General features: G+C 54.6%; 20 protein-coding genes. 3 read left to right on the top strand and 17 right to left on the bottom strand.

Going from position 1 to position 18,944, the window contains the following annotated elements; translation table 11 throughout:
• Nucleotides 1-133: 133 nt before the first annotated feature.
• Complete coding sequence (ldtC, locus tag ACOTZD_RS12310) at nucleotides 134-1,099, top strand: L,D-transpeptidase LdtC (RefSeq protein ID WP_022650791.1); 966 nt, start codon at nucleotides 134-136, stop codon at nucleotides 1,097-1,099.
• Between the two features lie 77 nt (nucleotides 1,100-1,176).
• Here ldtC and bhsA read toward each other — a convergent pair whose 3' ends face one another.
• On the bottom strand, nucleotides 1,177-1,434 hold the full coding sequence (bhsA, locus tag ACOTZD_RS12305) for a multiple stress resistance protein BhsA (protein WP_006809234.1): 258 nt from the start codon (nucleotides 1,432-1,434) through the stop codon (nucleotides 1,177-1,179).
• 245 nt (nucleotides 1,435-1,679) lie between these two features.
• On the opposite strand from bhsA, the gene comR reads away from it, so the two are divergent.
• Entirely contained in the window at nucleotides 1,680-2,315 is a 636-nt protein-coding gene (comR, locus tag ACOTZD_RS12300; RefSeq protein ID WP_022650790.1) for a TetR family copper-responsive transcriptional repressor ComR, read from the top strand.
• A gap of 59 nt (nucleotides 2,316-2,374) precedes the next feature.
• Here the strand turns inward: comR and ACOTZD_RS12295 are convergent, their stop codons facing one another.
• The 8 genes from ACOTZD_RS12295 to hinT all read right to left on the bottom strand — a co-directional run bounded on the left by ACOTZD_RS12295 (nucleotide 2,375) and on the right by hinT (nucleotide 8,458).
• On the bottom strand, nucleotides 2,375-2,914 hold the full coding sequence (locus ACOTZD_RS12295) for a glycine zipper 2TM domain-containing protein (protein WP_017384715.1): 540 nt from the start codon (nucleotides 2,912-2,914) through the stop codon (nucleotides 2,375-2,377).
• Nucleotides 2,915-3,107: 193 nt separating this feature from the next.
• On the bottom strand, nucleotides 3,108-4,412 hold the full coding sequence (locus ACOTZD_RS12290; RefSeq protein ID WP_022650789.1) for an NAD(P)/FAD-dependent oxidoreductase: 1,305 nt from the start codon (nucleotides 4,410-4,412) through the stop codon (nucleotides 3,108-3,110).
• Between the two features lie 236 nt (nucleotides 4,413-4,648).
• The gene (ycfP, locus tag ACOTZD_RS12285) at nucleotides 4,649-5,191 is read right to left on the bottom strand and encodes an alpha/beta hydrolase YcfP (protein WP_006809239.1); all 543 of its coding nucleotides are present in this window, start codon (nucleotides 5,189-5,191) and stop codon (nucleotides 4,649-4,651) included.
• Between the two features lie 31 nt (nucleotides 5,192-5,222).
• Nucleotides 5,223-6,248 (bottom strand): beta-N-acetylhexosaminidase, encoded by a 1,026-nt coding sequence (gene nagZ, locus ACOTZD_RS12280; protein WP_003857934.1) that lies wholly within the window; start codon nucleotides 6,246-6,248, stop codon nucleotides 5,223-5,225.
• Nucleotides 6,249-6,259: 11 nt separating this feature from the next.
• Nucleotides 6,260-7,084 carry a thiamine kinase gene (gene thiK / locus ACOTZD_RS12275; protein WP_023324458.1) on the bottom strand — a complete coding sequence of 275 codons (825 nt, stop codon included), beginning with the start codon at nucleotides 7,082-7,084 and terminating at the stop codon, nucleotides 6,260-6,262.
• Nucleotides 7,065-7,709, bottom strand: a complete 645-nt coding sequence (lpoB, locus tag ACOTZD_RS12270) for a penicillin-binding protein activator LpoB (protein ID WP_085929697.1) — start codon at nucleotides 7,707-7,709, stop codon at nucleotides 7,065-7,067. Before lpoB ends, thiK begins: the two co-directional genes overlap by 20 nt.
• A 13-nt stretch (nucleotides 7,710-7,722) precedes the next feature.
• Nucleotides 7,723-8,097, bottom strand: a complete 375-nt coding sequence (locus ACOTZD_RS12265; RefSeq protein ID WP_003857939.1) for a YcfL family protein — start codon at nucleotides 8,095-8,097, stop codon at nucleotides 7,723-7,725.
• Between the two features lies 1 nt (nucleotide 8,098).
• The gene (hinT, locus tag ACOTZD_RS12260) at nucleotides 8,099-8,458 is read right to left on the bottom strand and encodes a purine nucleoside phosphoramidase (RefSeq protein WP_006809243.1); all 360 of its coding nucleotides are present in this window, start codon (nucleotides 8,456-8,458) and stop codon (nucleotides 8,099-8,101) included.
• Nucleotides 8,459-8,811: 353 nt separating this feature from the next.
• On the opposite strand from hinT, the gene fhuE reads away from it, so the two are divergent.
• Complete coding sequence (fhuE, locus tag ACOTZD_RS12255; protein WP_032658035.1) at nucleotides 8,812-11,001, top strand: ferric-rhodotorulic acid/ferric-coprogen receptor FhuE; 2,190 nt, start codon at nucleotides 8,812-8,814, stop codon at nucleotides 10,999-11,001.
• Nucleotides 11,002-11,142: 141 nt separating this feature from the next.
• On the opposite strand, the gene ptsG is transcribed toward fhuE, so the two are convergent.
• The 8 genes from ptsG to acpP all read right to left on the bottom strand — a co-directional run bounded on the left by ptsG (nucleotide 11,143) and on the right by acpP (nucleotide 18,835).
• Nucleotides 11,143-12,576: a PTS glucose transporter subunit IIBC gene (ptsG, locus tag ACOTZD_RS12250; protein ID WP_003857942.1), complete on the bottom strand. Its 1,434-nt coding sequence runs from the start codon at nucleotides 12,574-12,576 to the stop codon at nucleotides 11,143-11,145.
• Between the two features lie 297 nt (nucleotides 12,577-12,873).
• Nucleotides 12,874-13,668: a metal-dependent hydrolase gene (locus ACOTZD_RS12245; RefSeq protein WP_015570819.1), complete on the bottom strand. Its 795-nt coding sequence runs from the start codon at nucleotides 13,666-13,668 to the stop codon at nucleotides 12,874-12,876.
• Between the two features lie 10 nt (nucleotides 13,669-13,678).
• Entirely contained in the window at nucleotides 13,679-14,683 is a 1,005-nt protein-coding gene (gene holB / locus ACOTZD_RS12240; RefSeq protein WP_174402055.1) for a DNA polymerase III subunit delta', read from the bottom strand.
• Complete coding sequence (tmk, locus tag ACOTZD_RS12235; RefSeq protein ID WP_045336685.1) at nucleotides 14,680-15,321, bottom strand: dTMP kinase; 642 nt, start codon at nucleotides 15,319-15,321, stop codon at nucleotides 14,680-14,682. The genes holB and tmk overlap by 4 nt, the downstream gene beginning before the upstream one ends.
• The gene (yceG, locus tag ACOTZD_RS12230) at nucleotides 15,311-16,333 is read right to left on the bottom strand and encodes a cell division protein YceG (RefSeq protein WP_045336687.1); all 1,023 of its coding nucleotides are present in this window, start codon (nucleotides 16,331-16,333) and stop codon (nucleotides 15,311-15,313) included. Before yceG ends, tmk begins: the two co-directional genes overlap by 11 nt.
• 2 nt (nucleotides 16,334-16,335) lie before the next feature.
• The gene (gene pabC / locus ACOTZD_RS12225) at nucleotides 16,336-17,145 is read right to left on the bottom strand and encodes an aminodeoxychorismate lyase (protein ID WP_174402056.1); all 810 of its coding nucleotides are present in this window, start codon (nucleotides 17,143-17,145) and stop codon (nucleotides 16,336-16,338) included.
• Between the two features lie 120 nt (nucleotides 17,146-17,265).
• The gene (gene fabF, locus ACOTZD_RS12220; protein ID WP_003857950.1) at nucleotides 17,266-18,507 is read right to left on the bottom strand and encodes a beta-ketoacyl-ACP synthase II; all 1,242 of its coding nucleotides are present in this window, start codon (nucleotides 18,505-18,507) and stop codon (nucleotides 17,266-17,268) included.
• Nucleotides 18,508-18,598: 91 nt separating this feature from the next.
• Nucleotides 18,599-18,835 carry an acyl carrier protein gene (gene acpP / locus ACOTZD_RS12215; RefSeq protein ID WP_003857954.1) on the bottom strand — a complete coding sequence of 79 codons (237 nt, stop codon included), beginning with the start codon at nucleotides 18,833-18,835 and terminating at the stop codon, nucleotides 18,599-18,601.
• Nucleotides 18,836-18,944 lie beyond the last annotated feature (109 nt).

Here is an 18,944-nt window from a genome sequence, read left to right as displayed (position 1 = left end):
CCAGCGCCCGGCTGGCGGGGGGACAATTTACAAACTCTTTGCACTTCGCCCGATCTTCCCGACTATACATTCGCCATAATTATCATTAACGCCTTATAAAACAATAACCTTATCATTTGTATGGATTATCATAATGATGATTTCTTCGCGTTTTACCCGCTGGTTAACTCTGGTTGCGCTGGCCGCGACGGTTGCCGTCGCGCTCCCTGCTCGCGCCAATACCTGGCCTCTTCCGCCCGCCGGCAGCAACGTCGTAGGTGAAAACCGCTTTCACGTGGTTGAAAACGATGGCGGCTCGCTGGAAGCGATTGCCAAAAAATATAACGTCGGGTTCCTGGCGCTGTTGCAGGCCAACCCGGGCGTAGATCCGTACGTGCCCCGGGCGGGCAGCGTACTGACGATTCCGCTGCAAACCATCCTGCCGGACGCGCCGCGTCAGGGCATTGTGATTAACCTCGCCGAGCTACGTCTGTATTACTACCCGCCGGGCAAGAACGAAGTGACCGTCTACCCTATCGGTATTGGTCAACTGGGGGGCGATACGCTCACACCTACCATGGTCACCACCGTCTCTGATAAGCGCGCTAATCCTACCTGGACCCCGACGGCAAACATTCGCGCCCGTTATAAAGCTCAAGGTATCGACCTGCCCGCCGTGGTACCTGCTGGCCCGGATAATCCGATGGGGCATCATGCAATTCGCCTGGCGGCATATGGTGGGGTTTATCTTCTGCACGGAACGAATGCGGATTTCGGGATCGGGATGCGCGTCAGCTCCGGCTGCATTCGCCTGCGCGATGACGATATCAAAACGCTCTACCGCGTGATCGCCCCTGGCACGAAAGTGAATATCATTAATACGCCGATTAAAGTATCTGAAGAGCCAGGTGGCGTCCGTCTGGTTGAGATCCACCAGCCGCTATCGAAAAACATCAATGACGATCCGCAGACGTTGCCGATTAATCTGAATGCCTCGATGGTGAGCTTTAAAACGAATGCCAACACCGATGGCGCAGTGATGGAGCGGGCGATGGAAGCACGTTCGGGGATGCCAACCGATGTTACGCGGCATCATGAGGTTGCTCAGCAGTCAATGTAAAGCAGCAATAACGACAAACGCCCTGCATCAGCAGGGCGTTTTTTATTGCAGTGGCATAACGGAGGGTTGCGTTACGCTTATTTGTAGATAACTGCGGTACCGTGCAGGGTGTTAGGACCGGTCACAGAGGTGATGCGGAATGATTTCGCACCCATTTCGTCAGCTTTTTGCGCCAGCTGATCTTCCAGAGAGCCCAGGTTAGTCCCGGCAGTGGCAGAGATGGTACCGACTTTCTGCTGGTCTGCTGGAGTGGATTGCACTTCAACAGCAGCGAAGCTTGCGAAAGAGAGTGAACTCAGAACGGCGGCAGCGATGAGGGTTTTAACGTTTTTCATGATTTTATACCTTTAGGCAGATGATGTAGTGGTCGTTAGTTATTTAGTTAACGATCGATAGGTAAATGATAGATGTGATCCAGGTCACACGTCAACTCATTTTTATAATGGTCGTTAAATTAATTTCATTTGCCTTATATTTCAAAAAGATAAAATTAAATTATTTTTCAGAAATCACCGCTGGTCGTTGCAGACGTTTATTTTTATAATGACTATTCAACAAAACAACAGAGGACCAACGGCACATGACAACCGATGTCACGCGTTGCGCAAAGAAAAGCCGTGGCCGACCAAAAGTGTTCGACAGGGATGCGGCGCTCGATAAGGCCATGACGCTCTTCTGGCAGCATGGGTATGAAGCCACGTCGCTTTCCGATCTCGTGGAAGCTACGGGTGCTAAAGCCCCTACCCTGTACGCAGAGTTCACCAACAAAGAAGGCTTATTCCGGGCCGTTCTGGACAGATACATCTCGCGCTTCGCGGCAAAACATGAAGCCCAGCTATTCTGTGAAGAAAAAACGGTTGAGCAGGCATTACAGGATTATTTCACGGCAATCGCGACCTGCTATACCAGCAAGGACACGCCTGCGGGGTGTTTTATGATCAACACCTCCGCGACCCTCGCGGCATCGTCTAAAGAGATTGCCAACACGGTCAAATCGCGACATGCGATGCAGGAGGAGACGCTCAGCACGTTTCTGGCTCAGCGTCAGCTGCGCGGCGAAATCCCGGCGCATTGCCGTCCGCAGGAGCTGGCCCAGTATCTGAGCTGTATTTTACAGGGGATGTCCATCAGCGCCCGTGAAGGCGCGACGCTGGAAAAATTGCAGGGGATTACGCACACAACGCTGCGCCTGTGGCCTGAACTTCTTAAACTCTGACGCAAAAAAAAGCTCCTCAGCCTGAGCGCATGAGGAGCTAAGTTCAGAGAACATCTTTTTTACACTTTGTTATTCAGTATCAGCTGACCATTGCTGTCGAGAGGGATCTGCGTACCAGGATCTTTATCCATGCGGATTTTGCCCTGCTGATCGCCAATTTTGTAGGTTACGTCGTAGCCCAACATTTTTTCAGACTTGTCATACACGGTTTTACAGCGCTGCTGCGTTGTGGTGTAGGTATCATTTTCCTGCATCGCGCCCTGCACCTGGTTACCGGCATAACCGCCACCCAGCGCACCAACCACCGTCGCGACATCCTTACCACGGCCGCCACCAAACTGATGACCAATCACCCCACCAGCAACCGCGCCCAGCACGGAGCCAGCGATACGGTTTTCATCCTGAACCGGACGACGATGGGTGACAGAAACATTACGGCACTCCTGACGAGGCGTCTTGACCGTCTCTTTGATCGGTGTAGCGGAAACCACCTGCGCATACTGCGGGCCACGATCAAGTACGTTCAGACTGGCAACGGCAGCCACACCTAACGCAGCTGCGACGCCAATCCCTATACCCGCCAACATTGATTTATTCACGGGACTTCCTCCTTTGTTGCAATTGGTAGCAATTTTGCAGCGCAATAAACGCTTCGCCAATAAGATAAAGGATCAAAATCAGGGTTGTTGGCCGGGACAACGTGGGTTTAAGAGAACTCTTAAGCGTCAGGAGGGAAATGCACAGCATGATGTGCTAAGAATTCCCTCCGGAGGGTCCGGAGGGAGAGAGAAATTAGTGCAGCTTCAGGCGTGGACGGATCACGCGGTTGATGCGGCCAACCAGCATCATCAGGCCGGTTTTGAAGTAGCCGTGCAGCGCAATCTGGTGCATACGGTACAGAGAAATGTACACGAAGCGGGCGATGCGCCCTTCCACCATCATGGAGCCGCGCATCAGGTTACCCATCAGGCTGCCCACGGTGGAGAAGTTTGAGAGCGACACCAGAGAGCCGTGGTCTTTGTAGACATAGGCTTTCATCGGTTTGCCTTTTATCTGCGCCAGGATGTTATGCAGCACGAGGCTTGCCATCTGGTGCGCAGCCTGAGCGCGAGGCGGTACAAATCCGCCTTCCGGACGTGCGCAGGAGGCACAGTCGCCGATGGCGAAGATGTCCGGATCGCGCGTGGTTTGCAGCGTCGGCTCTGTCACCAGCTGGTTAATGCGGTTTGTCTCCAGCCCACCGATATCTTTCATGAAATCAGGCGCTTTGATCCCCGCAGCCCAGACCATCAGGTCGGCCTGGATGTACTCGCCGTCTTTGGTATGCAGGCCGCCCTCATCCGCGCTGGTCACCATGGTCTGGGTCAGCACGCGCACGCCCAGTTTAGTCAGCTCGTTGTGCGCCGCGCCGGAAATACGCGGCGGAAGCGCAGGCAGAATGCGTTCACCTGCTTCCACCAGCGTCACATTCAGCGCTTCGTTAGTCAGCCCTTTGTAGCCGTAGCTGTGCAGCTGCTTGACCGCATTGTGCAACTCCGCCGATAATTCAACGCCCGTTGCGCCGCCGCCCACGATAGCAATGTTGACCTTGCCGTTAGCACCCATGTTGTTGGTGTACTTCAGGAACAGGTTAAGCATCTCCTGATGGAAACGACGCGCCTGATGCGGGTTATCCAGGAAGATGCAGTGCTCTTTTACGCCTGGGGTGTTGAAATCATTGGAGGTACTGCCCAGGGCCATCACCAGCGTGTCATAGGCCAGCTTGCGCTCAGGAACCAGCAACTCGCCTTTATCATCACGCAGCTCAGCCAGCGTGATGGTTTTGTTTTCACGATTGATATCCACCACCGAACCCAGCTGGAACTGGAAGTGATGGTTACGCGCATGCGCCAGATAGCTGAGCGCATCCACGCCCTCATCCAGCGACCCGGTCGCCACTTCGTGCAGTAACGGCTTCCACAGATGGCTGTGGTTACGATCCACCAGCGTGATTTTGGCTTTCTTACCGCGACCCAGTTTCTTACCCAGCTGCGTCGCCAGCTCCAGTCCGCCAGCACCACCGCCGACAATCACTATCTTTTTCAATGGCGTAGTCAACGTGACCCCCTCAAATTATTAACCAATTGTTAATTAAAAGTTATATAAATAACCCTTAATTAACAACAGGTTACTGCACTGAAACCATTCAGATTCATTGAGAATAGCACGTCAGGCGCATTGGTCATACCAAAATTGATATGTATCAAGTTTTGATGGTTTAAAAGTAGACAATTCTGACAAAAAAGAGGCCCGGTACGCTTTCACGTACCGAGCCTTTATCAGGTTCAGGGAGATCAGCCCAGCGTTTTAAAGGCTTTAATACGCTGCAAGTGCGGGGAAATGTTTTTGAACTTGTGGGTCTGCTCTTCGTCCCAGACAATTTCGTAGTAATGGTGCAGAAGCTCGGCGGCGCGGGAGCTGTTCAGCGCTTCATCGTTGCGGGAGAGGATCACCAGACACCGATCGCGGTTCTTTTCACGGAAATTGCTCACGCATTTGGTGGCGATGTCGGCGTACTCCTCCGGGCGATCGATTTTGCCTTCCATGTTTTCGTTCGGAAACAGGTTAGGATTAAAAATGACCTGACGGATATCGCACAAAAAACCGATGCGCTCTGCCCAGTATCCTCCTAACCCCACGCCGCAGATCAGCGGGCGATCGTCGATATTGAGCTGCAACATTTTATCCACTTCTTTAAGCAGATGCTGCATGTCATGCTTCGGATGACGTGTGCTGTAACTGATCAGCCGGACATCCGGATCGATAAACTGCAATTGCAGCACTTTCTCATGATTACCAGGACTGTTTGAGTCAAAACCGTGTAAATAGATGATCATCGTCTCACCACGCTACGCCTTCCGGGATGAATTAAAGGGCTGCTTTATGTGCCTGCCAGCGCTCGTTCAGGGCTTCAAGCCGGGCGTTTACCGTTTTCCAGCGCGCCGAGTCCATCAGCTCCTGACGACTAAATGAACCTTTATGATACAATTGTGTAACACGTTCAGCATTGATCGGCGACAGGTTATCCAGCACGCTCACCGCCCCTTTACGATTATTGCAGACGAGGATCATATCGCAACCCGCATCCAGCGAAGCCTGCCCACGTTCGGCATAGCTACCCATAATCGCCGCCCCTTCCATGGATAAATCGTCAGAGAAAATTACGCCATTGAAGCCTAACTCCTGACGCAGCACGGTTTTAAGCCAGTGTGGAGAGCCGCTGGCCGGACGCGGATCGACCTCACTGTAGATGACGTGCGCAGGCATGATGGCATCCAGCTTGTTATCAGCGATCAGCGAGCGGAAAACCGACATATCTTTAGCGCGAATGTCTGCTTCCGGGCGCGGATCGCGCGGGGTTTCTTTATGGGAATCCGCCGTCACCGCCCCGTGGCCCGGGAAATGTTTGCCGGTGGTTTTCATGCCCGCAGCATGCATACCGTCAATAAAGCGCGTCGCCATTGCCAGCGCAATACGCGGATCGTCATGATACGAACGCTCACCAATTGCCGCGCTAATGTGTCCTACGTCCAGCACCGGGGCGAAGCTGATGTCGATATCCATGGCGATCATCTCGCTGGCCATCAGCCAGCCGGCATCCTGCGCCAGTTGACCGCCCTCTTCGATCCCCAGCAGCGCAGCAAAAGATTGCGCGGCGGGTAAACGGGTAAACCCTTCGCGGAAACGCTGCACACGCCCACCTTCCTGGTCTACGGCCACCACCAGGTGATTGCGCGACGCCGCACGGATCTGGCGAACCAGCTCACGCAACTGCTCCGGATCATGATAATTGCGGGTGAAAAGAATCAGCCCCCCTACCAGCGGATGTGCCAGAATTTCGCGCTCTTCCGCATCCAGCTCAAACCCTTCGACATCCAACATTACTGGACCCACACCAACCTCTCTTATCCTTTCGTTTGTAACTGACGCCAGGCATCATTTGCCAGCGCAATAAATTGTTTGTCACCTGTCTGCTGAAGGCGCATTTCAAACCATCCCGCCATCAGCATCAACACCCACGGACGCCAGCGCGCGACCTGCCGCGCAAGGGTGAGCGCATTGATGTTGGCGTTTCGGGCATAGGCGGTTATCAGCTGCTCGCGCGACGCCTCATCAGGCATCCAGACCGCAGCAAGTTCGAGCGCCACGTCACCGTCTCCGGCATATTCCCAGTCGATAAGTTTCTCGCCTGCCGTGGTATGAACGATATTCCCCGCGTGGACATCCATATGCAGCGGCGCCAGACGTAACGCCTGCGGCTCTCCCGCTTTACGCAACCGCTTAAGCTGCGCCAGCCAGTAGGGCGTGCGTCGTCCAGGCGCAGCCTGCTGCCAGTAGTGATCCAGCAAAGGAAGTAACGTTACCCGCCAGCCCAGACGCGGCTGGCGATGCAGATGATACAGCATGGCTGCCAGCGCAGGCGTATCGGGAAGCTCGCTTTTGATCTCACCCGCAATAAACGCCACCGCCATCCAGTCTCTAATAAAGAGATGAGGTTGTGGCGCAAGGTCGGCGGGCAGGCGCTTCAGGGCGCGGAACTGGCGACGAAAATGGGAGGCAGGCGCGGCGGCATCGTGATGCTGACGTAAAACCAGCCGATGGTCGCCATGCTCAATAATGCAACTCGCGCCGCCAAGCCCGGCGGGGGCTTGCGGCGCGATAACATGGTATTGAGGGAAATAACGCGTCAGGACCTCATGACGCGTGCGCTTATTGTTGCGTAACGGCACCTTTACCTGACCAGATAATTTCGCCGGTCTGAACCAGCATTAACTGCATCTGCAACGACGGCGTGTTCACGTTGCCTGTCGCGTTAGAATAAAGGACATACTGCGCGCCAACGTTGCGGGCAATACCAATCGCTTTACTGCGCGAACCCAGGCTGTCCTGAGGCGACAGACCAAGCTGCTGCTTTGCGACCGCGAGCTGCTGAGCAGAGACCAGCGTAAATTTACCGTTGTTTGCCAGCGCGTTGCGCAGGGTTTCCGTCGCTTCTCCCGCATTCAGGGAACCGTTTGTACGGTTGTTCACGCTGTCCACCAGCAGCACGCTGCCGGGCGTAACACCCTGTGCCTGCAACATTTTGCCCACCATCGGCTGCATTGCGCCATTCCAGTCATAGTGGCGTACTCGCGGCGCAGGCTGTGCGGTGTCGTCCGGATGTTCGATCGGGCCAGGCTGCGCCGGAATGGTCGGTACAGACGGCACGGTTGGAACAGGCTGCGCTGGCGTTGTTGGCTGTTCCGTTCCCGGCTTCGCCTGATCCACCGGTGCAGGTTCTTCCGTTCGCGTCACACAACCCGCCAGAAAGAGTGCAAAGGCACTCAGGAGCGCATAACGGCTCATTGTTTTAATCAAGGTTCACTCCTTACAAATAAAGATAAAGTCTCACCTTATGTGCACCCAGATAGCTGGCGCTGCCGTAGAGCGTGACCGACGATCTTGCCGGGATGGTCACGCTGCGCGGCGCCTCAAGCGGGTGCATCTCAAGACCTCTCACGTCATACCAGTAGAAGCGATAATGCACCGTCACTGGCTCTTGCCTTTCGTTATAGAGCGTAGAAGAGGCTGAAGACTGGATTTCGCTTATGGTCAGCGAAGGCTTCTCCGCCGTGATGCCCGCAGCAAGCACTGAGGACTCCATCACCAGCGTCTGTTCTTCACTGACCGGGATGGCGGGACGCGCGCTGCACCCAACCATTACCAGCGTCACGATCAGCGCTGCAATACGCCCAGTTAACATATTAAAGACCTTTATGTGCCAGCATCGGTCCCAGTGGACGTCCACCCAGCAGATGCATATGAATATGATAGACTTCCTGGCCGCCATGGCGATTACAGTTCATGATCAAACGGTATCCGTCTTCAGCAATCCCTTCCTGCTCAGCGATTTTCGCGGCCACCGTCAGCATACGGCCCAGCGCCACTTCATGCTCGGTTTTAACGTCATTAACGGTCGGGATCAGAATATTGGGAATAATAAGGATGTGCGTCGGCGCCTGGGGAGAAATGTCGCGGAAAGCCGTGACCAGTTCATCCTGATAGACAATATCCGACGGAATTTCGCGGCGGATAATTTTACTGAAAATCGTTTCTTCAGCCATGACCTTTTCCTTTTAAGTTTAATCTGGCGTCGTGCGTCCGTTGTTAACACACATTGTCTGATTTACTGCGTGACACAAGACAAGAGTATGAGCGAGTTTCTCCTGTCCTTTCAACCTTCTCCCGTGATTTCTTTCCTGATTGTCCCCCATCTGGCTGAAGAGGCATCGCTTTAGGACATTTCTTTTCTGAAACCTTATTTCAGTTCATCCCGAAACATCTGTTTACAGCGTTAATCACAATGCGTATATTTCGCATTTGCATTTTCATGCGCATTTTTAACATAGAAAACGACGTCAGCCCGTGCTAGCGGGACTGTCGCGAAATACCTTCACCATTCACTAAGGGTTTGATGATGTCTTTCATTAATCACACCAGGGATGGGCAACGTCAGCCTGCCGCAACACCTTCGTTGCTGGCCGCCTGCATTGCTATGGCATTGACGCCAACCGCCGCTTTCGCTGCTTCAACCACCGAAGATACCGTTGTCGTTGACGGGGGTTTTGACAACACACAGGATCTTTCTGCCAGCCAGGATCAGGATTACAGCGTAAAAACCACCACCACCGGCACCAAACTGTTGTTGGTTCCCCGCGACATCCCACAGTCCGTCAGCGTTATCAGCCAGCAACGTATGGCTGACCAGAATCTGCAATCCATCGGACAGGTGCTGACGAACACCACGGGCATTACGGCCCAGGTGCAGGACAGCGACCGTACCGTGTTTTACTCACGCGGCTTTTTCGTCAGCAACTACGCCTATGACGACCTGCCAACCTCCATCAGTGAAGTGTGGAACTTTGGTGATACCGCCGCCGATACCGCGATTTATGACCGCATTGAAGTGGTTCGCGGCGCCACCGGCCTGATGTCCGGCACGGGGAACCCGGCGGCGTACGTTAATATGGTGCGTAAGCACGCGGACAGCCCGGAATTTAAAGGTAACGTCTCCGCCAGCTACGGCAGCTGGGACAAGCAGCGCTACGTGCTGGATCTCCAGGCGCCGCTGGTAGAGTCAGGTAAGGTACGGGGTCGTCTGATCACCGGTTATCAGGACAACGACAGCTTCGTGGATAACTACCACTACCGGAAGAAATTCCTCTACGGCGTGATGGACGCGGATGTCACCGACAGCACGACTCTCTCGGTAGGGTATGAGTATCAGGAAAGCCATACCGCCGACCCAACCTGGGGCGGACTGCCGACCTGGTACAGCGACGGAAGTAAGACTAACTACAATCGCAGCCAGACCGTCGCGCCTGACTGGGCCTATTCGGATAAAGACAGCACCCGCATCTTCGCTAACCTGACCCAGCGTTTCGATAATGGCTGGGAAGCGCACATCAACGGCATGCATGCTGAAACCAACTTTGACTCTAAGCTGATGTATATGTCCGGCTATCCGGATAAAGAGACCGGCGCGGGCCTGGTGGGTTACGGCGGCTGGAACCGCGGGGAACGTAAACAGGATGCGGTCGACGCCTTCCTGCGCGGCGGCTTCGATCTCTTTGGTCGTCAACATGAAATGATGTTCGGCGGCAGCTTCAGCCGTCAACGTAACCATTACGACAACTCCATGCCGGATGCGGTATACGGCATGGTGGATGTCGGCAACTTTAAGAACTGGAACGGGAACATCGCCGATCCGCAGTGGACGCCGTGGAAACTCTACAGCAAGGATGATATTCGCCAGTCTTCAGCCTATTCTTCGGCTCGTTTCTCGCTGGCCGATCCGCTGCACCTGATCCTGGGCGCGCGCTACACCCAATACAATATTCGTTATAACCCGGCAGGATCGCCGAATACCCGTCTGGAAAGCACCAAAGATGATGTCACGCCGTACGCTGGCCTGGTGTATGACATCAATGAGGACTGGTCGACCTACGTCAGCTATACCTCTATCTTCCAGCCGCAGGATAAGCGCGATGCCAACGGACGTTATCTCGACCCTACCACGGGCAAAAGCTACGAAGCCGGGGTGAAGGCAGACTGGTTTAATACCCGCCTCACCACCTCACTGGCGATTTTCCGCATTGAGCAGGATAACGTCGCCAGCAATACCTACACCTACATGCCGAGCGGTGAGTCGATCTATGAATCGCTGGACGGGGTGGTCAGCAAAGGGGTCGAGTTCGAGCTCAACGGTGCCCTGACCGATAACTGGCAGCTGACCTTCGGCGCGACGCGTTACATCGCAGAAGATAAGAATGGCAACGCCGTCAGCTCCGATCAGCCGCGCACAACCATGAAGCTCTTCACCCGCTATCAGTTGCCAATGCTGCCGGAACTGACCGTGGGCGGTGGCGTAAACTGGCAGAACAAAGTGTGGACGGACGTGGAAGGCGGCCCGGCAGGACGTTCCCGCGCGGAGCAAGGCAGCTATGGGCTGGTGAACCTGTTCAGCCGTTATCAGGTCACCAAAGATTTTGCGGTACAGGCTAACGTCAACAACCTGTTCGACAAAGAGTATTACGACTACGTCGGATCGTATGCGGTGTATGGCGCGCCGCTGAACGTCTCGGTGAGCGCGAGCTACGATTTCTGAGTGACAGAAGCCCGGTGGCGCTGCGCTTACCGGGCCTACCCATCACGTAGGCCAGGTAAGGCGCAGCCGCCACCCGGCACCACAAGCCGCAATAATAAAAAAGGCAGCCATTCGGCTGCCTTAGTCTCCCCAGGTCACAGCTTAGTTGTTGCGGATGTACTCATCCATTTCAGTTTTCAGGTTATCGGATTTAGTACCGAAGATTGCCTGAACACCAGAACCTGCAACAACGACGCCCGCTGCGCCCAGTTTTTTCAGACCCGGCTGGTCTACTTTCGCAACGTCGGCAACGCTCACACGCAGACGAGTGATACACGCGTCCAGGTTAGTGATGTTCTCTTTACCGCCGAAAGCAGCTACCAGAGCAGGCGCCATTTCGCTGGTCGCACCGGCTTTGCTGTCTTCCGTTGCATCTTCACGACCCGGCGTTTTCAGGTCCAGTGCTTTGATCAGCACGCGGAAGACGGTGTAGTACACCACTGCGTAGCCTGCACCCACGATTGGGAACAGCCACAGCTTGCTGCTGTTACCGGACAGAACGATGAAGTCGATCAGACCGTGAGAGAAGGACGTACCGTCACGCATACCCAGCAGGATACAGATTGGGAATGCCAGACCTGCCAGTACCGCGTGGATGATGTACAGGATCGGCGCAACGAACATGAAGGAGAACTCGATCGGCTCGGTGATACCGGTCAGGAACGAGGTCAGCGCTGCGGAGATCATGATACCGCCCACTTTTGCACGGTTCTCTGGTTTAGCAGAGTGCCAAATCGCAATTGCGGCAGCTGGCAGACCGTACATTTTGAACAGGAAGCCACCAGACAGTTTACCTGCCGTTGGGTCACCCGCCATGTAGCGTGGGATGTCGCCGTGGAACACCTGGCCTGCTGCGTTGGTGTATTCACCAATCTGCATCTGGAATGGAACGTTCCAGATGTGATGCAGACCAAATGGTACCAGGCAGCGCTCAATGAAGCCGTAGATACCGAACGCCACAACCGGGTTCTGGTAAGCCGCCCACTGAGAGAAGGTCTGGATTGCCGTACCGATTGGTGGCCAGATGAAGGACAGGACAACACCGGTGAAAATCGCGGCCAGACCAGAAATGATCGGCACAAAACGTTTACCCGCGAAGAAGCCCAGATACTCAGGCAGCTTGATGCGATAGAAGCGGTTAAACATGTACGCTGCAATCGCACCGGAGATGATACCACCGAGAACACCGGTGTCTGCCAGGTGCTTAGCGGCAATCTCTTCAGCAGGTAAATGCAGGACCAGCGGCGCAACCACAGCCATGGTTTTCACCATGATGCCGTAAGCAACAACGGACGCCAGAGCAGATACACCGTCGTTATTGGTGAAGCCCAGAGCAACACCGATAGCGAAGATCAGCGGCATGTTAGCAAAAACAGAACCGCCTGCTTCGGCCATCACGTGGGAAACTACGGCTGGCAGCCAGCTGAAGTTTGCAGAACCGACACCCAGCAGGATACCTGCGATAGGCAGTACGGATACTGGCAGCATCAGCGATTTACCGACCTTTTGCAGGTTAGCAAATGCATTCTTAAACATAATTGAGAGTGCTCCTGAGTATTTGTGCTTTTTTTACGTTTTCACGCATTGGCCCGGGGGGAGTACCGCGCCGTGGACAGGACATCTAAGCGCCCTTTATTTATTACACAGAGTAAAATAATTCCCTCTGAGTTTGTTTGACGGCTATCACGTTTCAGTTCAAGACGGCCAAAAAACTTGCAGATATTTACATAAAGCATGTCTGGATGTGTCTAAAAACGCCATCACCGCCCCAAATGAGGCGGTGAACTTTACTCGTTTTACTTATTAATTACGAGCCAAAAAATAACAGGTGTATCAGACAGATTGCAGGCGGGCGGGGTCGATATGGAACAGGCTGGCGAAGTTTTCCGTTGTCACGCGAGCCAGTTCTTCGATACTGACACCTTTCAGAACGGCCATATACTCAGCGACATCCCGGGTCATCGCTGGCTGATTCTCTTTGCCGCGATGAGGCACCGGCGCCAGGTACGGGGAATCGGTTTCCACCAGAATACGATCCAGCGGAACATAGCGCGCCGCATCACGCAGTTGCTCAGCATTGCGGAACGTGACAATCCCCGAGAATGAAATATAAAAGCCTAAATCAAGCAGCTTACCCGCCGTTTCTCTGTCTTCTGTGAAACAGTGTAGTACGCCACCGCAATCCGTCACCTTTTCTTCCCGCAGGATCGCCAGCGTGTCGGCGCGCGCATCGCGGGTATGAACGATAACCGGCTTATTCAGCTCACGGCCAATACGGATGTGGTTGCGGAAGGATTCCTGCTGGCGAGGTTTTGTTTCGGGGGTGTAGAAATAGTCCAGACCGGTCTCGCCCATCGCCACTACGCCCTCTTCTGCGGCAAGACGGCGTAAATCCTCAACGTCGTAAGCTTCATCCTGATTCAGCGGATGCACACCGCAGGAGAAGACGACATTATCGCGCTCGCCTACCAGTTCACGCATGGAGCGGTAACCCGGCAACGTGGTCGCCACGGCCAGGCAAAATTTCACATCGCGCGCGGCGGCTTTCGCCAGCACGTCGTCCACATTTTTATGCAGGGATTGATAATCCAGGCCATCGAGATGGCAGTGTGAGTCGACTAAAAACATAATGTCTCTCTCAGAGGTGGGAAACCGGCGGTATGACACCCGGTTGCAGGTAGTGTTCGATACGCAGTAACTGGTCGGTCAGTAAAAGCTCGCGATTGAGACCGGTTACCGTCAAAAGTTGTTCACGACTCTGGCAGATATCATGAAGGATAGCGTGCAGCGACTGCCCTGACAGGCGATTCGCCAGTGTGGTGACCAACGCCCCCACGTCAGGGTTAGTCAGAAGCGTAGCCCCCTGCTGGATTTTGAGCGCATCCAGCAGCAGTGCGGCCAGCCAGTGCAGCCGTTCCGGAGCCTGATCGCTGTTCAGCGCTGGCAGCATGCTCAGCCAGTCATGGCTGTAGAGGGCTGATTCAACCGCACGACACAGCGTTTCACGCTGGGACCACACCTCCGGCTGCAATAAGGCCAGCGCAGCCGCAGGCGCACCGCTGCACAGGCGCAACGCCGAGCGCGCCGCGTCTTGTGACACCGTCACTTCTCGCTCAAGCCAGGCGAGCGACCAGGATTCCTGAGGGACAGCGAGGTGGTGAAGACGGCAGCGACTGCGCAGCGTCGCCAGCAAGCGTTCCGGCTCGCGGCAGGAGAGGAAAAACCAGGTGTTCTCTGGCGGCTCTTCCAGGGTTTTTAACAGGGCGTTGGCTGCGGCTTCCGTGAGCAGCGCGGCGTCTTTCAGCCACACCACTTTCGCCCCGCCCAGACGCGCATATTCGTACAGTTTCTCACTGACCTCACGCACCGCGTCGATACCGAGCGTATTTTTGCCCTTCTCGGGTTCGAGGGTGTAATAGTCAGGATGCGTGCCCGCCTGCATGAGCTGGCAACCCCGGCACTTACCGCAGCTTTTATGTCCTTCCGGCTGTTGGCACATCAGAAAGCGGGTGATGGCGTAAATCAACGCATCATCACCCATTCCCGGAAGCGCCTGGATCAGTAACGCATGATGCCCCCGACCAACCTGATAGCTGCCGATCAGCTGTTCAAAGTGTGGGCGCAACCATGGATACCATTTCATGCCTGCTGCTCCTGTAGCCACTGCGTAACAGTCTGCTGAATATCACGCGTAACGTCTTCAAGGGATTGCGTCGCATCGATGGTACGAATGGTCTTGTCCTGCCCGGCCAGCTCCAGATAACGCGCACGGGTGCGGTTAAAGAAATCAAAAGATTCCTGTTCAATGCGGTCCAGTTCGCCGCGGGCACGGGCGCGCTTCAGGCCCACCTCAGGGGTCACGTCCAGATACAGCGTCAGGTCAGGACGGAAATCGCCCAGAACCGCGTTGCGAAGCGTAGCCAGCATGGTCTGGTCGATACCCCGGCCACCGCCCTGATATGCCTGGGTTGAGAGATCGTGGCGATCGCCAATCACCCATTTCCCTTCTGCCAGAGCGGGTTTGATCACCGTCTCCACCAGCTGAACGCGCGCCGCATAGAACATCAGCACTTCCGCTTTGTCGGTAATAACTTCATCGCCAACGGATTTGATATCCAGAACCAGGCTGCGCAGTTTTTCCGCCAGCTGCGTACCGCCCGGCTCGCGGGTGAAGACCATGTCGGCAACGCCAAGCGACGTAAGCGTATCCACCACCACGTTACGGGCAGTTGTTTTGCCCGCCCCTTCGAGTCCCTCAATGACAATGTATTTACTGCGCATTTTTTTCCTTAAGTGCCTTCAGATAGTCCTGAACGGAGCGATTGTGGCTGGCCAGGTTGGTATTGAACGTGTGCCCCCCTTTTCCGTCAGCCACAAAATAGAGATACGGCGTTTTGGCCGGGTGCGCGGCGGCCTTCAACGATGCTTCACTCGGCGTCGCAATCGGTCCAGGCGGCAGGCCGCTAATCACGTAGGTATTATACGCCGTTGGCGTCTCCAGATCTTTTCTGGAAATCCTGCCGTTGTAGTTTTCGCCCATGCCGTAGATGACGGTAGGATCGGTTTGCAAACGCATGCCGATGCGCAGACGGTTAATAAACACCGAGGCAACCTGGTCACGTTCGGCAGCAACGGCCGTCTCTTTCTCGATGATCGAGGCCATCGTCATGAACTGGTTTTGATCTTTATAAGGCAGGCCTTCTGCTCGCCCTTTCCAGGCAGCGTCTACCGCCGCGACCATTTTGTTGTGCGCGCGCTTCAGAATGGCCACATCCGTCGTGCCTGCCGTATACATCCACGTATCGGGCCAGAACCAGCCTTCCACCCACTCGGGATGTTCGAATTTTAAGGCGTCTGCCACGGTCTGGTAGCGGTCATCTTTCAGCGTATGCTTGATGTACGGCGCGTCACGCAGCTGCCTGAGGTAATCGCTCAGACGCATACCTTCCACGAAACGCAGCGGGAACTGGGCTTCTTTACCACTTTCCAGCAGTTGCAGCATCTCGCGCACGGTCATGCCAGGGGTAAAGCGATAGGTACCGGCCTTGAAATGGGACAGGTCCGGTTCAATACGCAGCAGCCACTGGAATACGCGTGGGCGATTGATAATTTTGTCGTCATACAGCTGCTGACCAAGCGCCTGCCGCCCGGTCCCCGCTTTCAGGGTAAAAATCGTCTCGTCTTTTATCAGGATCTGACTCTCCGCCAGCTGACGGACTTTCCACACTCCTGCTCCGCCAGCGATACCTAACGCAACGATCAGAAGGAGGACAAAGCGTAACATTTTCTTCATGACTACCTGGTTTGCTCACATAACGGGGCCAGAAACTGGAACAGCTCGCGGGATGACCAGCATTTGCGGCCATAAGCGCGAACGGGGACAACGGGCATCAGCGCATTGCAGATAACAACTTCATCGGCAGCCAACAGCGCCTCTTCCTTAGCGTTGACTTCGACAACGCGAAAGCCTGCGCGTGCCAGCAGGTGCATACAAAACTGCCGCATAATGCCGTTGACGCCGGCCTGCTCCAGCGAAGGCGTGAACACGTCACTGCCCTTCCGCCAGAGTAAATTAGCCGCACAGCATTCCGTAATGTACCCTTCGCTGTCAAGAACCAGCGCCTCCCCGGCCTCCGTCTGCTCAAGATGAGTACGAATTAGCACCTGTTCAAGGCGGTTGAGGTGTTTTATGCCAGCGAGCATCGGGTTTTTTCCCAGACGTACCGGACTTAGCGCCAGGGCTACGCCCTCTTCACGCCAGTGCGCATAATGGGAAGGATAATCTGAAACGGAAAGGATCCGCGTAGGATGCAGACAGGCAGAACCGCTATAGCCCCGGCCACCGCTCCCGCGGCTGATAATGACTTTCAGGACGCCGCTTGCTTTTTCTGACGCCAGCCGACGCATCTCACTTTCAAGAATGTCCCACTGCGAGAAGGGGATCAGTAATGTTTCGCAGGCTTTTTGTAAACGAAGGATATGGGCCCCGAGCAGGCACACGTCACCGTCGAGAATACGCGCAGTCGTGAAACAGCCATCGCCAAACTGGGTCGCCCTGTCGCTTGCCGGCAGCGTGTCTTGCTCAAGGCCATTAATCAAAAACATAGTGGCTCCTTATGCGTGGAGGCTCAGTCTGGCAGGATGTGGACAGCCGGACAAGGGGATTTCGCCTAATAAAAAAGGCCCGGCAAGCGGACCTTTTTTATCGTCAGCGACTAACCAGACTCAGACCTTTTTGAAGATCAGAGAACCGTTAGTCCCACCGAAGCCGAAGGAGTTACACAGGGTATACTCCATACCGCTAACCTGGCGCGCTTCGTGAGGAACGAAGTCCAGATCGCAACCTTCATCCGGGTTATCCAGGTTGATGGTTGGTGGTACAGCCTGATCGCGCAGCGCGAGAATAGAGTAGATTGACTCTACTGCCCCCGCAGCGCCCAGCAGGTGACCGGTCATGGATTTCGTGGAGCTCACCAGCACACGGCTGGCAGATTCGCCGAAGATAGACTTAACAGCCTGCGCTTCTGCTTTATCGCCCGCAGGGGTAGACGTCCCATGCGCGTTAACGTAGCCAATCTGTGCCGGCGTAATGCCCGCATCACGGATGGCGTTTTCCATCGCCAGCGCAGCACCTGCGCCATTCTCTGGAGGAGACGTCATGTGATAAGCATCGCTGCTCATGCCAAAGCCAACAACTTCAGCATAAATTTTCGCGCCACGTTTTTTCGCGTGTTCGTACTCTTCCAGTACGATCATGCCTGCACCGTCACCCAGCACGAAACCATCACGGTCTTTATCCCACGGACGGCTCGCCGCCTGAGGATTATCGTTTCGGGTAGAGAGCGCACGCGCTGCACCGAAACCACCGACGCCCAGTGGGGTACTGGCTTTTTCAGCGCCGCCCGCAACCATAGCATCTGCATCGCCGTACGCAATGATACGCGCGGCCTGGCCGATGTTATGCACGCCAGACGTACAGGCTGTCGCGATTGAGATGCTTGGGCCACGCAGGCCGAACATAATGGTCAGGTGACCTGCCACCATGTTGACAATCGTAGACGGAACGAAGAACGGGCTGATTTTACGCGGGCCGCCATTCATCAGAGATGTATGGTTTTCTTCAATCAGACCAAGACCGCCAATCCCGGAGCCGATAGCGGCGCCGATACGGGTCGCGTTCTCTTCCGTAATCTCAAGGCCAGAATCCTGCATGGCCTGAACGCCAGCGACAATTCCATATTGAATGAAGGCATCCATCTTGCGCTGTTCTTTGCGCGAGATGATCTCTTCACAGTTAAAATCCTTTACTAAGCCAGCAAATTTCGTTGCATAGGCGCTAGTATCGAAATGGTCGATTAGGCTGATGCCGCTCTGACCGGCAAGGAGAGCTTTCCAGGTGGACTCTACGGTATTGCCGACAGGAGACAACATGCCAAGTCCGGTCACAACTACACGACGCTTAGACACGCTTGTCCTCCAGGGAGGGATAAAAAAAGAGATTAGTGGGACAACAAAAGATAAAACTCAGGCGGTCGAATGACCGCCTGGAGATGTTCACTTACGCCTGGTGACCGTTGATGTAATCAATGGCAGCCTGAACGGTGGTGATTTTCTCAGCTTCTTCGTCCGGAATCTCAGTATCAAACTCTTCTTCCAGAGCCATTACCAGCTCAACGGTGTCAAGAGAATCTGCGCCCAGGTCTTCAACAAAGGAAGCGGAGTTCACAACTTCTTCCTGCTTAACGCCCAGCTGTTCGCCGATAATTTTCTTAACGCGTTCTTCGATAGTGCTCATACTCTTAAATTTCCTATCAAAACTCGCTTTCGCGATGGTTTTCGTAGTGTATAAAATGTTGAAAAATTTGCAACTAAATCCCGGCAGGTCTTACCACGATTTTACGTTA

This window comes from Enterobacter cloacae complex sp. SHL022 (genome assembly GCF_049237785.1).
Taxonomy (GTDB): Bacteria; Pseudomonadota; Gammaproteobacteria; order Enterobacterales; family Enterobacteriaceae; genus Enterobacter; species Enterobacter hormaechei_C.
The sequence above is the reverse complement of the archived record's forward strand: the minus strand, read 5'-3'. Positions and strand labels throughout refer to the sequence as shown.